The 13,341-nt window shown below is 61.7% G+C and carries 11 protein-coding genes and 4 tRNA genes; 8 read left to right on the plus strand and 7 right to left on the minus strand.

Annotated features, from left to right (window positions below):
• Positions 1 to 16: 16 nt before the first annotated feature.
• From C2U40_RS19395 to C2U40_RS19405, 3 genes are read right to left on the minus strand one after another with little or no spacing between them, the layout of a single operon-like run.
• A complete protein-coding gene (locus C2U40_RS19395; RefSeq protein ID WP_103827137.1) occupies positions 17 to 586 on the minus strand; it encodes a PqiC family protein in 570 nt (189 codons plus the stop codon).
• On the minus strand, positions 586 to 2,232 hold the full coding sequence (gene pqiB / locus C2U40_RS19400; RefSeq protein ID WP_017409490.1) for an intermembrane transport protein PqiB: 1,647 nt from the start codon (positions 2,230 to 2,232) through the stop codon (positions 586 to 588). Before pqiB ends, C2U40_RS19395 begins: the two co-directional genes overlap by 1 nt.
• The gene (locus C2U40_RS19405; protein WP_103827073.1) at positions 2,225 to 3,505 is read right to left on the minus strand and encodes a paraquat-inducible protein A; all 1,281 of its coding nucleotides are present in this window, start codon (positions 3,503 to 3,505) and stop codon (positions 2,225 to 2,227) included. Before C2U40_RS19405 ends, pqiB begins: the two co-directional genes overlap by 8 nt.
• Before the next feature lie 177 nt (positions 3,506 to 3,682).
• Here C2U40_RS19405 and hfq point away from each other — a divergent pair, with 177 nt between their 5' ends.
• Positions 3,683 to 4,045, plus strand: a complete 363-nt coding sequence (hfq, locus tag C2U40_RS19410) for an RNA chaperone Hfq (RefSeq protein ID WP_011707507.1) — start codon at positions 3,683 to 3,685, stop codon at positions 4,043 to 4,045.
• Positions 4,046 to 4,184: 139 nt separating this feature from the next.
• On the opposite strand, the gene C2U40_RS19415 is transcribed toward hfq, so the two are convergent.
• From C2U40_RS19415 to dapA, 4 genes are all read right to left on the minus strand, one after another.
• On the minus strand, positions 4,185 to 4,775 hold the full coding sequence (locus tag C2U40_RS19415) for an HAD family hydrolase (protein ID WP_181014715.1): 591 nt from the start codon (positions 4,773 to 4,775) through the stop codon (positions 4,185 to 4,187).
• A gap of 65 nt (positions 4,776 to 4,840) precedes the next feature.
• A complete protein-coding gene (locus tag C2U40_RS19420; protein ID WP_103827075.1) occupies positions 4,841 to 5,944 on the minus strand; it encodes an EAL and HDOD domain-containing protein in 1,104 nt (367 codons plus the stop codon).
• 4 nt (positions 5,945 to 5,948) lie between these two features.
• Positions 5,949 to 7,589, minus strand: a complete 1,641-nt coding sequence (locus tag C2U40_RS19425) for a GGDEF domain-containing protein (protein WP_103827076.1) — start codon at positions 7,587 to 7,589, stop codon at positions 5,949 to 5,951.
• A gap of 94 nt (positions 7,590 to 7,683) precedes the next feature.
• The gene (dapA, locus tag C2U40_RS19430) at positions 7,684 to 8,556 is read right to left on the minus strand and encodes a 4-hydroxy-tetrahydrodipicolinate synthase (RefSeq protein ID WP_011707511.1); all 873 of its coding nucleotides are present in this window, start codon (positions 8,554 to 8,556) and stop codon (positions 7,684 to 7,686) included.
• 280 nt (positions 8,557 to 8,836) lie between these two features.
• Here dapA and rsmC point away from each other — a divergent pair, with 280 nt between their 5' ends.
• The 7 genes from rsmC to C2U40_RS19465 all read left to right on the plus strand — a co-directional run bounded on the left by rsmC (position 8,837) and on the right by C2U40_RS19465 (position 13,286).
• Positions 8,837 to 9,865, plus strand: a complete 1,029-nt coding sequence (gene rsmC / locus C2U40_RS19435) for a 16S rRNA (guanine(1207)-N(2))-methyltransferase RsmC (protein ID WP_103827077.1) — start codon at positions 8,837 to 8,839, stop codon at positions 9,863 to 9,865.
• Between the two features lie 149 nt (positions 9,866 to 10,014).
• Positions 10,015 to 11,232, plus strand: coding sequence for a glucose-1-phosphate adenylyltransferase (glgC, locus tag C2U40_RS19440; RefSeq protein WP_011707513.1), 1,218 nt, complete (start codon positions 10,015 to 10,017; stop codon positions 11,230 to 11,232).
• Positions 11,222 to 12,682: a glycogen synthase GlgA gene (gene glgA, locus C2U40_RS19445; protein ID WP_039214006.1), complete on the plus strand. Its 1,461-nt coding sequence runs from the start codon at positions 11,222 to 11,224 to the stop codon at positions 12,680 to 12,682. The genes glgC and glgA overlap by 11 nt, the downstream gene beginning before the upstream one ends.
• Positions 12,683 to 12,798: 116 nt before the next feature.
• Positions 12,799 to 12,884 (plus strand) — tRNA-Leu (locus C2U40_RS19450).
• Between the two features lie 55 nt (positions 12,885 to 12,939).
• Positions 12,940 to 13,025: transfer RNA gene (locus C2U40_RS19455), tRNA-Leu, on the plus strand.
• Positions 13,026 to 13,069: 44 nt separating this feature from the next.
• Positions 13,070 to 13,155: transfer RNA gene (locus C2U40_RS19460), tRNA-Leu, on the plus strand.
• Between the two features lie 45 nt (positions 13,156 to 13,200).
• A tRNA-Leu gene (locus tag C2U40_RS19465) sits at positions 13,201 to 13,286 on the plus strand.
• Positions 13,287 to 13,341: the final 55 nt, after the last annotated feature.

A 13,341-nucleotide genomic window follows, 5' to 3' on the forward strand; every position in this document is an offset into this window, starting at 1 on the left:
GTGCATCGGCACACCGTCAGGCGCCCTTGCGCACCTCTGCCGCAATCTGGTCGAGCAGCTGCTGCCAGCCAGCCCCCAGCTCGCTCACCAGAGTGCCGTAGCCATCGGCCGGCAACACCCGCACCTGCTGGAAGGGGACGTCACGCAATACCGTGCCCTCTTCGGTCAGCAGGCGCCAGCGCCCGCTCAGCACGGCGCGTCCGTCGTGGCGGCCCTGGAAGCGCTCCACCGCAATGGTCAGCACCGGCCCCTTGCGGGCACCGTCCTGTCGCACCACCCAGCCCGGCAAGCGGCTGGAGAGGCCGTTCAGGGTCAGCTGATCCAGCTGGGCATCCAGCGACCCCGCCCAGCGATGGTACTCGGCGAAGTGCAGCTCCTTGCCCTCCAGCTGATAGACCAGGCTCATTCGATCCAGCTGGCCGGACAGGGACACCGGCTTGAGCACCAGCTGGTGCTGCGGCTGAGCCACCACTGCAGTCGGTTGCTGCGCCTCGGCGTCGAGGGAGTAGTAGTGCAGCTGCGTCGGCGCAGAACTGCAACCCGCCAGCAGGCCCAGCAAGGCCAGCGCCATCATCTGTTTTTTCATCATTGACCTCGCTTGGGCTCGGGATCACGGGGACGAGCCCGATCGAAAATCAACGAGCTCGGCTGCTCGTTGAGCGAATGCACCAGCGGCTGCAACTCGCGCATCAGCTGGTTGAGCGACTGCACCGACTGCCGCAGATCCTGGTTGGTCTGGGAGTTGGCGTCATACTCCTGCAGCGTGCTCTGCAACTGCTTCAGGCTGTCGTTGAGGGACGCCGGCAACTGCTGGGTCGCACTCTGACCGGTGAACTTGTCCAGGTTGGCGCTCACCGCGCTGACGTTCTTCAGGGTCTGCTCCAGGGTCACCAGGGTGTGGTTGACCTGGTTCAGCGTCTTGGCGGTGTCCATGTCGACGAACTTGTCGAGGATCTGGTTTACCTTGCGCTCAATCTGATCCAGCCCGGCCTGCACGGTCGGGAACACCTGATAGCCCGCCAGCTTGGTGGGCTGGAACTTGGGTGCATCCGGATAGAAGTTGAGATCCACCACCTTGCCCCCGGTCAGCAGGCTGGAAGTCTTGAGCGTCGCCCGCAACCCCTCCTTGAACTGCCGGCCGAACAGCGCCCGCCACTGCTCCTTCTCCGCATTGGCATAGCGGTGAGAGAGGCGCTGCACCTCGATCCGCGCCAGTACCGGGATCTGCCGGCTCTGGAACATCTGTACCCCTTTCTCATCGATGAGATAGGGGGCCGAGATGACGGTGCCGACCCGGATGCCACGATACTCCACAGCAGCACCCGGGTGCAGGCCGCCGACGCTGTCCTCGAACAGGAACACGTAGTCGATGAACTGATCCAGGCTACCGGCCAGTACGCTGGCCTGATCCTGGAACAGGGTGAAGTCGTCCATCTGCTTGACCGGCTCGCCGGGCGCCCAGCCGGGCGGCAGCCCCATGGTGATGCCGCCGTCCAGCAGGCTCTCCAGCGAATCCATCTTCACCTTCATCCCCTCGCTGCTCATGGAGACCTCGAAACCCGGTGTCATCCAGAAGCGGGAGTTGCTGCTCACCAGCACGTCATAGGGGGCGTTGATGAAGATCTGATACTGCATCTCGCTCTTCTCGGGCAGGAACTTCGCCTCTTCCACCTGGCCTATGGTGAAGCCCTGATAGTTGATAGGCGAACCGACCCCGAGCGCCCGGGTGTCACGGCTGCTCAGCGATAATCGCAGCCCCTTGGCGTCCTGGGAGGCCAGTGGCGGCTTGTCCAGCATGGCGTACTCGTCGCGCGCCTTGCCCTTCTTGCCGGGTGCCAGTTCGATGTAGGCGCCGGAGAGCAGGGTACCGAGGCCGGAGACCCCCTCCCGACCGACCCTGGGCTTGACCACCCAGAACTGGCTGTCCTTCTTGAGCATGCCGGCGGCGGCATTGGTCAGACGGGCCTTCAACACCGCATGGCTGTAGTCCTCGCTGAGCTCCACCGCCTCGATGCGGCCCACTTCCACCTCGCGGGAGCGGATCACCGTCTTGCCCGCCACTATGCCTTCGGCCGTCGCCACCGTCAGGGTGAAGCTGGGACCTTGTGAATACCAGTGCTGGAACAGCATCCAGATCCCGATGAACAGCGCCAACAGCGGCACCATCCAGATAGCGGCGGCCGAGCTCAGAAAATCAGAGCCGGGTTTCCACCTTTTCTTACGCTCACTCACGTTCGCGTTCTCCTTGTTGTAAATCCCAGATCAGGCGGGCATCGAAGCTCATGGCTGCCACCATGGTGATCAGCACCACACCCGCAAAAGCGACGGCCGCAGGGCCCGGATAGATGGTCATCAGGTTGTCGAGCCGGATCAGGCCCGCCAGGATGGCCACCACGAAGACGTCGATCATCGACCAGCGTCCCACGAATTCAGTCATGCGATAAAGCTTGAGCTTGCCAAGGGGCGATGCCCCCTGGCCGCGCTGCACCATGTAGCAGAGCCACAGCAGCGCCAGGATCTTCACCAGCGGCACCACCACGCTGGCGAAAAAAATCACCGCGGCAATGGGATAGGAGCCCATGGCCCACAGCAGCACCACCCCGCCGAGGATGGTGGAGGGACTGTCATCCCCGAGGAAGACGGTGTCCATGATGGGATAGAGGTTGGCCGGTATGTAGAGGATCACCGAGGTAAAGAGCAATGCCCAGGTCCGGTTCAGCCCACCCGGTTTGCGGCTGTGCAGATGATCGCCGCACCGTTTGCAACTGTCGGCACCGGCCTCGCTCAGGGCGCCGCAGATGTGGCAGCCCACCAGCCCGGAGGTCATGGCGCTGGCCTCGTCATCCTCCACCGTCAGCCCGTGCAGCTCGCTCGGCCCGAACAGCCGCTGCCACAGCCACATCCGATCCAGCGACGAGATCATCTTGATCAGCAGCACCGTGTAGCCGACGAACGCCCAGAACGACAGGCCCATCTTGATGTCGGCCATCCCCATCAGCTTGACCAGCGAGATGAGCACCCCGATGAGGAACACATCCACCATCAGCCAGGGCTTGATCCGGCACAGCAGCCGGCCGAGGGAGCGCAGGGCGTTGCTGTGCAGATCCTTGTCGACCCGCCACAACACCAGCATGATGGAACCGATATAGACCAGCGGCAGGCCGATCAGGGTCAGGCTCAGCACGGCCCCGAGGAACAGGTAGCCCTGATCCACCAGGGTGGTGATGCACTGCAGAAAGGTCATCTCCTGCCCCACCCCTTTGGCGGAGAAGGACATGAAGGTAAAGGAGTTGGAGAGCACGAACATGATGATGGCCGCAAAGCCGTAGGCGATGGGCCTGCGCTCCTGCTCCGGCAGATGGCGGCTCAGGGTATGACCGCAACGCGGGCAGCTGCTCGCCTCCCCCACGGCCAGCGTGGTGGCCGGCACCAGCAGGTCGCACTCTTCGCACGCGGTGGCGTCATGGGTATAGGTGGGTTGGTGTTGGTGTGAAACCGGATGCAAGATGAAACCCCAGCATGAGGCCCGCCACGGGGCCAGAGCCGCCAATTATTACAGCAGCGGCCCGCGCCGACCAGCCCTGTCGTTGCACCATCCGGGTCAGGTGTGAGAATGACTTTGACAAGCAAGTGACCATTTAGCACAATCAAACGCCACTTTTTTTCCGCGGGACAATAATTTATGACAACTGAATCCCCAAGCTACTCCACGATTGAGCAAGCCTTCTCCCTCGGGAACGGGCAAGATTCTGCCCTCAACTGGTTGCGCAAGAATCGCAGTCAGGTCGCCATCTTCCTGGTGAGCGGCATCAAGCTGGAGGGGACCATCAGCGGTTTCGACCAGTACAGCGTGCTGTTGACCGATGCCCACGGCAACCAGCAGCTGGTCTACAAGGCCAAGATTTCCACCATCGCCATGCACTCCGGCCGGCCTCAGGTCAGCATCCAGCGTGCCCGCAAGCCCCGCGTCTCCATGGCGCCGCGCCCCCACGGCGCTCCCGGTCGTTATGACGACAACCAGGGCGGCGGTAGCAGCGAGCAGTAATGCTCTTGCCTGAGTCACCCCGACGCCATTGCTGCGTCAAAGGGTGACCGAGTCCATTCTCATGTATCATGTCTGTCCCGTATGAGAATGGACTCCACTCTTCCTCCGAGTGGATCCATCCGTTTTCTCTCTCTTCCCTTCAATACTGCAAGTCGACCGGTCGGCCATCCCTGACCATGCAGGTCTGCATCCCCGCAGCCTGACCGGCCTGCACACCGATCCCCGTATCCTCGAATACCAGACAGCCTGCCGGCTCGACCCCCAGCCGACGTGCGACCAGCAGAAACGTATCGGGATGGGGTTTGTGCAGATCTACATCGTCGGCGGTCACTACCACGGGAAAGTAGCGGTCCAGCCCGGTATTGCGCAGTACGGCCTCGGCATTGATGCGGGGCGAGCCGGTGCCGATCCCCATCGGGATGCGGCCATGGTAACGCTCAACCAGTTCCAGCATGGCCGGGAAGACGGTCGCCTTGTGCAGGTTGGCCACGTAGTGTTCGGTCTTGCAGCGGGTCACGATGAGCGGATCCAGGGCGATCTGCTGCTGCTCGGCCACCAGCAGGGCGATTTTGCGGCTCGGCATGCCGCCCAGCTCATAGAACCAGTCGGCATCGAAGTGAAAGCCAAATTCGCGGGCCGTGTGCGCCCAGGCGGCGAGGTGCAGCGGCATGGAGTCCACCAGGGTGCCGTCGAGGTCAAATACCAGGCCTTGAAATCCGGATAGGGTCATGTGCGGAGTCTGTCTCTGAACAAAGGGTCCCCATTCTAGCCAGAGCCATCCCCGCTCGCCACGACCTAGGTGGCGAGAAACGCTTGCCCCCACATTTGTGCCTGAAAATAGATGGGCGTCAGTCTGGCGGGCTCCAGCTGATAAGTGGGCGCCAGCTGGGCCAGCAAGGGCCAATCTCCCTGTTCATAGCTCTTCACCAGCTGGAACAGATGAAACAGCGGCCCCTCGCGAGACTCCAGCGCCCGCCTCACGTCCTTGGGCAGGTGGGCCTTGAGCTGCTCGGAGAGCAGCGAGCCATCCAGTACCAACCCCACCAGAAAGGCCCAGCTGGCAGCCGCCTTGCCGAGCGCACTCAGTGCGATCAGCTCGCAGAAGCGACCGCGGGCGATGGCCATGCGGGTGCAGGCCTCCGGCATGTGCTGGCTGACCCTGGCCAGCCCGTAGATGAGCACGAACTTGCGGATCTCCTGCTCCCCCAGATAGGAGAGCGCCCGGGTGACCGAGACGATGGGGCTGGCGTGATCGAAACCGGGGGCGTTGACATAGCTCAGCAACTGCCCCGGCAGCCAGGCATCCTGCTCCAGCAGGGTGGCTACCCGGGCGAAGGAGAACTCCTCGCGGCAGATCAGCTGCAGTATCTCCTGCACCAGCTTCATGTCCGGCTGGGCGGCGCGCTGATTGACCAGCTCGGGGCGGGCGAGAAAACCGCCGGCGAAGAAGTCGACTCCCGCCTCCTTGAGCGGCAGGAAGTCTCCCCAGGTCTCGATGTCGAGCGCCATCCGCTTGTGTTCGGTCGGCTGGCGGATCCCCTCTTCACCCATCCAGAACACCAGCAGCCGGGAGGCGTTGAACCAGCGCGGCTCGCGCTGGGCACCGTGCACCGCCAGCCGGCGCCGGTAGTCGCGCCACTGCTCCAGCACGGGGAAGGAGGCGGGCAGCCGATCGGCGGAAGCCTCGACCAGCGGTATGGTGTCCTGATCGAACAGCAGGGGGCGCAGTTCATCGAGCTGCTCGTGGGTGAAGGGCAGCAGGTATTGCCGCCCCTGTGCCAGCAACCGGCACTGGGCCGCCAGCAGCGTCCATTCGGACGGGTCGGCAAGCTGATAGTCGATGCCATAGGCGACGAGGGCGAGGCGGCGGTTGAAGATGGGATAGCGACGTAACAACATGGGCTCACCGATAGGCTAGCGTACACGCCCTCCCCTGCGATTTGGCATGATAGAGCGCCTGATCAGCCTGTTCGGTCAAGCTCTGCCATGTTCCATCCAGCGAGGGAACCAGATAGCTAAAGCCTATGCTAACCGTAATGAAATCAGCAACTCGGGAGGCCGGATGCGGGATCTTTAATTCGCTGAGCCCCTGGTGAATCTGTTCCGCCAATCGCTCCGCTTCGCCGGGTTGCGGACCGCACAACAGGATGACGAACTCCTCACCGCCATAGCGTGCCACCAGGTTGGTGCGCCGCCGCTCCGCCTCCTGCAGCAGACGGGCGACCTGCTGCAGACATTGGTCCCCCTTGGCATGACCGAAGTGGTCGTTGTAGGACTTGAACTCATCCACATCGATCATCAGCACCGCCAGCAGGTTCTGATGGCGGCGCGCCCACTCCCACTCCCGCTGCATGGTGAGATCCCAGTGGCGGCGGTTGGCGATGCCGGTCAGCGGATCCTCCAGCGACAGCAGCGACAGGCGCTTGTTGGCCTCCTCCAGCGCCCGGTTGGTCTCCGCCAGCTGCATGGTGCGCTCGCTGACCCGCTGCTCCAGTTCACGATTGAAACGCTCAAGCGCCTCCTGGGTGCGCTGGCGGATCAGCAACTGGGAGAGCATGGCCGCATACTGCTTGAAGATCTCGCTCTGATAGGCCTTGAGCGGCCGACGCCACAGCAGGTTGTCGGCCGCAATCCAGCCGATCGGGGTGGCGCCGTCCCACAGTGACACCATGGCGTTCCAGCCGCGACCCACCTCCTGCTTTTCGTAGTAGAGCGGCGCATCCTCCAGCACCAGTACATAGTCCTTGCGGCGCAGCGCCTCCTGCACCGTGGGGTGATCGGGAATGGGACTGATGAAGTGATGTTCGTCGATCAGCTCGCCCGCCTCGTTGGTACCCCAGGTGCCGTGCATGGTCTTGAACTCGGCGTCGACCAGGAAGATGGCGATGCGATCGAACTGCAGTTCCTGGCGGGCCAGCACCACGGCCTCGCGCAGCAGTTGATGCTCGCCGTCACAACGGGAGAGCTGAACCCCCACCTGATGCAGCGCCTGCAACATGCTGAGGAAGGAGCCTTGCAGCGCCTGGCTGCGGATGAGGTCGGCCTGGGTATGCAGTCGTTGATCCCGCTCCAGATCGATCTGGCTGGCGAGCAACCGGCTCTCCAGCTCGGCGGCAAGATAGTGCATCAGCAGCTGAATGCTCTGTTGCTGGCGACGGGAGAGACGATCGAGACGACGACGGGTCTCCAGATAGACCACTGCCTCCAGCCCCTTGTGGCGCTTGAGCGGGAAACAGGCGCGCAGGCGTGTCGTCTGCGGCTCAACCGTCTCCCAGATGTCGTGAAGGTGGGCTAGCTGCTCCACCACCAGCTGTCCCTTGTCGAGGGCATGTTCGATGAAAACGATTGGCAGCTGGAGCGTAGCAAGGGCGTCGGCGGTGAGGCAGACCAGCCCCTGTTCGAGCTGAAAGCTGTATAGCTGGGACTCGGGCGCCCGCAGCCACAAGTAGATCTGTTCGGCTTCGGTTTTTTCCCTGACTGCCGCCAGCGTCACTTCACAGAGATGTTCAAAACTGGTGAAGTGCTCTGGATCCCATTCCTGCATGCCTGTCATCCTTGGTTGTATCCAAGCGAGTATATCGACAAACATTGCATTTTAATTGACTAGCCAGTCAAAAGCGCGATCCAGAGCCCACTTTTTATAACAGATTCAACGCCTGCATCGCGTCACGAATGCGGGTGCGCGTCGCCTCGGACAGCGGCATCACCGGCAGGCGGCACTCCTCGCTGCAAAAGCCCAGCAGGGAGACCGCATACTTGGCGCCGGCGGGGCTCGGCTCGGCAAACATCGCCTGATGGAGCGGAATCAGCTTGTCTTGCAGCTCACGCGCGGCTTGCCACTGGCCAGCCAACGTGAGGTTCTGCACTTCGGCCACCAGCTTGGGCGCCACGTTGGCGGTCACCGAGATGCAGCCCTGACCGCCACCGATGTTGTAGGCCACGGCGGTGGCATCTTCACCGGACAGCCAGGCAAACGGCTTCTTGATCAGCTGGCGTTCGGTCCAGGGGCGGGCCAGATCGCCGGTGGCGTCTTTCACCCCGGCAATGCGCGGCAGCTCGGCCAGTCGGGCCAGGGTAGCCGGTTGCACATCGACAATGGCGCGCGGCGGGATGTTGTAGACGATGATCGGCTTGCTGGTGGCGTCGTGCACCGCCTTGAAGTGGTGGTAGAGCCCCTCCTGGTTGGGGCGGTTGTAATAACCGGCCACGTGCAGGGTGGCATCGGCCCCCGCCTGCTCGGCATGACGGGTGTACTCGATCGCCTCGACCGGGTTGTTGGAGCCGGCCCCGGCGATCACCGGAATGCGGCCCGCCACCAGCTTGACCACCAGCTCTACCACCCGGCAGTGTTCGTCATGGGTCAGGGTCGGGCTCTCGCCCGTGGTGCCCACCGGCACTATGCCGTGGGTACCCTGTTCGATATGCCACTCCACCAGACGCGCCAGCGCCTCTTCATCCAGCTTGCCCTGTCGAAAGGGGGTGATCAGGGCGACGATTGAACCTTTGAACATGGAATTTCCTTCTCCGTTGACTCATGAATGTGGCAATAAAAAACCCCGGTACGATGTGCGCAACCGGGGTTTGAATCTGCTCAGGGATGAGAGGTTACGCGCGAACGTCGGCAGGCCCGAATGTCAGGCTTTTTTTATGCTTTCGTTTCAACCCGTTGAACCGCATTGCGTCATCTCTGCTCAAAAAATGGTGTCTGGGCATATTTCGGGAACACGGCATAAATGTCAAGGCGAAAGCGGCTATGTATAATGGCCGCCCAAAATTGCGTGGAGAGACCCGATGAGCAGCCCGATCAGTGCCGTCAGCCAGATGCTGGAACGAAACCAAGCCCTCTTTGTCGGCAAGCGGCTGCTGGTGTGCGGCGCGCTGGAGGATGACTATCCCCGCCAGCTGGCGACCCTGACCCACTCCCTCACCGTTTTTACCACGGATTACTGCTACTACCGCAGCCAGCAGGCCGTGCTGGGGGATGCCATCCTGTTCGACCATCAGCTCGGCGGCACCCCCCGTTTCGATGCCCTGCTGCTGCTGATGCCCAAGGCCAAGGCCGAGGCCCAGTATCTGCTGGCCATGATGACCCCGCTGCTGGAAGCCGGTGCCGAGCTGTTCCTCGCCGGTGAAAACCGCGGTGGCATCAATGGGGCCGACAAGCTGCTGGCCCCCTATGGCGACAAGCCGGTCAAACGCGACTCGGCCCGCCGCTGCTCCCTCTATCACGGCGAGCTGAGCAAACCGGTTGAACCGTTCAAGCTGGATAGCTGGTTCGGCCGCTACCAGTGCCAGGTCGGCGACACCGAACTGACCGTGCTGGCCCTGCCCGGCGTGTTCAGTGCATCCGAACTGGATCTGGGCAGCCAGATGCTGCTGGCCAGCCTGCCGGCCATGCAGGGCTCGCTGCTCGATTTCGGTTGCGGTGCCGGGGTGATTGGCTCAGTGCTGGCCAAGCGCAATCCCGAACTCAAGGTCACCATGGTGGATATCAACGCGCTGGCGCTGGAGTCCAGCCGCCGCACTCTGGCCATCAACGGCCTGCAGGGCGAGGTGCGGGCATCCGACGTCTATTCCGACATTCAGGGGAAATTTGACCGGATCGTCTCCAACCCGCCGTTCCACGCCGGTCTCAAGACCTTCTACGCGGCCACCGAGACCTTCCTGGCCAAGGCGCCGGCTCATCTGCAGTCCCAGGGCTCGCTGACGATAGTTGCCAACGCCTTCCTGCGATATCAGCCTATACTGGAGACGCACTTCAAACGGACTGAAGTGATCAGCAGCGATGCCAAATTCAAGGTCTATCTGAGCAAAGTGTAAATAAGTGTAACCAGTCACCGGAAACAGGTAGAGAGCCCCATACGGGATCTGATAAGGTAATTGTCACACCTCAAACCACCCCTTTAGGGGTGTTTTTTTGCATCAAGCTGAAAACCTTTTCATAGTATGAATTCAGGGAGAGAAATACGATGGCAGGCATACTCACCATGATCCTGGCCGGCGGCGAAGGTACTCGCCTCCAGCCACTCACCACCACCCGCAGCAAGCCCTCGGTTCCCTTCGGTGGCAGCTACCGACTGATCGACTTCGTCCTCAACAACTTCGTCAACGCCGACTTCCTGCGCATCTACGTATTGACCCAATTCAAGTCCCAGTCCCTCTATCTGCACATGAAGAAGGGGTGGAACATCGTCGGCATCACGGATCGCTTCATCGACCCGATTCCGGCCCAGATGCGGATGGGCAAACGCTGGTATGACGGCACCGCCGACGCCATCTACCAGAACCTGCGCTTCATCGAGATCTCCGACCCCGAGCACGTCTGCATCTTCGGCTCCGACCACATCTACAAGATGGACGTGAGCCAGATGGTGACCTTCCACAAGCAGAAGGCCGCCGCCCTGACCGTCGCCGCCCTGCGCATGCCCATCGAGGAGGCGAGCGCCTTCGGGGTGATCGAGGTGGATCAGGAGGGCCGGATGATCGGTTTCGAAGAGAAGCCCAAGCGGCCCAAGCACATCCCCGGCGATCCCACTCAGGCGCTGGTCTCCATGGGCAACTACATCTTCGAGACCGAGGCGCTCTATCGCGAACTCAAGCGCGATGCCGCCGAGGAGAACTCCAGCCACGATTTCGGCAAGGACATCATCCCCAGCCTGTTCCCGCGCGCCCCCGTCTATGTCTATGACTACAGCACCAACGTCATTCCGGGCGAGAAACCCAACGTCTACTGGCGCGATGTGGGGACGCTGGACTCCTACTGGCAGGCGCACATGGACCTGGTGGCCGACGATGCCCCCTTCTCTCTCTACAACCGCAAGTGGCCGCTGCATACCCACTATCCGCCGCTGCCGCCCGCCACCTTCGTCGATACCGACGACTGCAAGGTGAAGATCGCCAACTCGCTGATCTCCGGCGGCTGCTTCATCCAGGGCAGCCAGATCCAGCGCTCCATCCTGGGTTTTCGCTGCAACGTGGGGCCTTGCAGCCACATCAGCGAGTCGGTTCTGCTCGGGGATGTGAAGATCGGCGAGGGCTGCTCCATTCGTCGCGCCATCATCGACAAGAACGTTGAAATTGCGCCCGGCACCGTGATCGGTGAAAATCTGGACCATGACAGAGAACGATTTACCGTGTCCGAAGGCGGTATCGTCGTGGTACCTAAGGGAGCAAGAGTTGGCTATTAACCCACTGAAAATCCTGTTCGTTGCCTCGGAAGTTGAGGGGCTTGTGAAGACCGGGGGCCTGGCGGACGTGGCCAGAGCCCTGCCGCTGTACCTGGCCCAGAAGGGGCATGATGTCAGGATCATGCTGCCCTTCTACAAGACGATAAAGCGACGGGATGAGGCCAAACTGCTGGTCTCGCGCTGGCTGCCAACCCACCCGGGCCTGCCGGATATCGGCTATCGCATCTATCAGATGGATCTGGAGGGAGTCTGCGTCTATCTGCTCGACTGCCCGCAGTACTTCGATCGCCCCCAGCTCTACGCCGAGAACAACCAGGCCTATCCGGACAACGGCGAGCGCTTCGCCTTTCTGGCTGCGGCCGCACTGCACGCCAGCGAGCAGCTCGCCTTTGCCCCCGACATAGTGCACTGCAACGACTGGCACACCGGCCTGCTGCCACTGCTGCTGAAAACCCGTCACGCCCACAACCCCTTCTTCCAGCACACCCGCAGCGTGATCAGCATTCACAACGCGGCCTTTCAGGGGGTATTCGAGCGCCAGCAGTTCTGGGCCGTGCCCGAGATTGCCGACTACGAACAGCGCATCAGCTACGACTACGGCCACGTCAACCTGCTCAAATGCGGCGTGCTCTATGCCGACAAGATCAACGCCGTCAGCCCCAACTATGCCAGCGAATTGCTGACCCACCTGGGCGCCCACGGCATGGCCAGCATCTTCCAGCAGCGGGCGGCGGATCTGCGCGGCATCCTCAACGGCTGTGACTATCAGGACTGGGATCCGGCGTTTGACGACTTCCTGCCGGCTACCTATGACGTCGACAACCTGGCCGGCAAGCGCATCTGCAAGCAGAGCCTGCAACAGGAGACCGGCCTGCCGGTAGCGGATCTGCCCATCTATGGCATGGTGTGCCGGCTGACCGAACAGAAAGGCGTTCACCTGCTGCTGCCGGTGCTGGACAAGTTTCTGCATCACAAGGTGCAGGTGGTGATCGTCGGCTCGGGAGATCCCTCCCTCGCAGCCCAGCTGCAGACCCTGGCGCAACAATTCCCGGACCGGCTCGCCTTCATCAATACCTATGACGACCGGCTCGCTCATCTGGTGGAAGCGGGTGCCGACTTCTTCCTGATGCCCTCCCTGTTCGAACCGTGTGGGCTCAACCAGATGTACAGCCTGGCCTATGGCACCCTGCCGCTGGTGCGGGCCGTCGGCGGCCTGAAAGATACAGTGGTGGACTGGGATGCCGACCCGGAGCACGCCACCGGCTTCTGCTTCAACGATCCGACCGCCAACATCTTGCTCGATGCCATGCGCCGCAGCCTGCTCTACTACCTGCAGGACCCCGAACAGTTTGCCCGGGTGCAGCGCAATGCCATGAACACCCGCTTCAACTGGCCGGATTCGGTCACTCAGTACGAGCAGATGTATCAGGACGCACTGGCCCGCCACTGAGGCAGATTGCTGAAGTTTTGTCCCCTTGATGCTGCTTTGAACGTCAACAGCGAAAAAAGTCCCCTTTGGCTGTTGACGCTCCTTCAAAACTCTATAGAATCCCCCACCGCAGTGATGCGAAGGTGGCGGAATTGGTAGACGCGCTAGCTTCAGGTGTTAGTGTCCCACGGATGTGAGGGTTCGAGTCCCTCTCTTCGCACCATACTGCAACATGCTTTATCAGACAGCATGTCAATCCAGACTGATAACCCGAATGTGCGAAGGTGGCGGAATTGGTAGACGCGCTAGCTTCAGGTGTTAGTGCCCCCCGGGTGTGAGGGTTCGAGTCCCTCTCTTCGCACCATGCTTCTCCAGACAGCATGTAAATCAAAACTGGTAACACAATGTGCGAAGGTGGCGGAATTGGTAGACGCGCTAGCTTCAGGTGTTAGTGTCCCACGGATGTGAGGGTTCGAGTCCCTCTCTTCGCACCATGCTTTATCCAGACAGCATGTAAAACCAGACTGGAAACCCGATGTGCGAAGGTGGCGGAATTGGTAGACGCGCTAGCTTCAGGTGTTAGTGCCCCCCGGGTGTGAGGGTTCGAGTCCCTCTCTTCGCACCATGCTTCTGGCATGTAAAACGCAGAAAATGCGCTCCAACCGCATTTAAAAACCAGC

Origin of the sequence: Aeromonas sp. ASNIH4, assembly GCF_002934425.1 — a bacterium.
GTDB lineage: Bacteria > Pseudomonadota > Gammaproteobacteria > Enterobacterales > Aeromonadaceae > Aeromonas > Aeromonas hydrophila.

What these genes read in the sequence shown, in the direction of transcription:
- rsmC (WP_103827077.1), top strand. Translation starts at nt 8,837, where the DNA reads ATGAGCAGCCCGATCAGTGCCGTCAGCCAGATGCTGGAACGAAACCAA.
- C2U40_RS19395 (WP_103827137.1), bottom strand. Translation starts at nt 586, where the DNA reads ATGAAAAAACAGATGATGGCGCTGGCCTTGCTGGGCCTGCTGGCGGGT.
- C2U40_RS19415 (WP_181014715.1), bottom strand. Translation starts at nt 4,775, where the DNA reads ATGACCCTATCCGGATTTCAAGGCCTGGTATTTGACCTCGACGGCACC.
- glgC (WP_011707513.1), top strand. Translation starts at nt 10,015, where the DNA reads ATGGCAGGCATACTCACCATGATCCTGGCCGGCGGCGAAGGTACTCGC.
- dapA (WP_011707511.1), bottom strand. Translation starts at nt 8,556, where the DNA reads ATGTTCAAAGGTTCAATCGTCGCCCTGATCACCCCCTTTCGACAGGGC.
- C2U40_RS19420 (WP_103827075.1), bottom strand. Translation starts at nt 5,944, where the DNA reads ATGTTGTTACGTCGCTATCCCATCTTCAACCGCCGCCTCGCCCTCGTC.
- C2U40_RS19425 (WP_103827076.1), bottom strand. Translation starts at nt 7,589, where the DNA reads ATGCAGGAATGGGATCCAGAGCACTTCACCAGTTTTGAACATCTCTGT.
- hfq (WP_011707507.1), top strand. Translation starts at nt 3,683, where the DNA reads ATGACAACTGAATCCCCAAGCTACTCCACGATTGAGCAAGCCTTCTCC.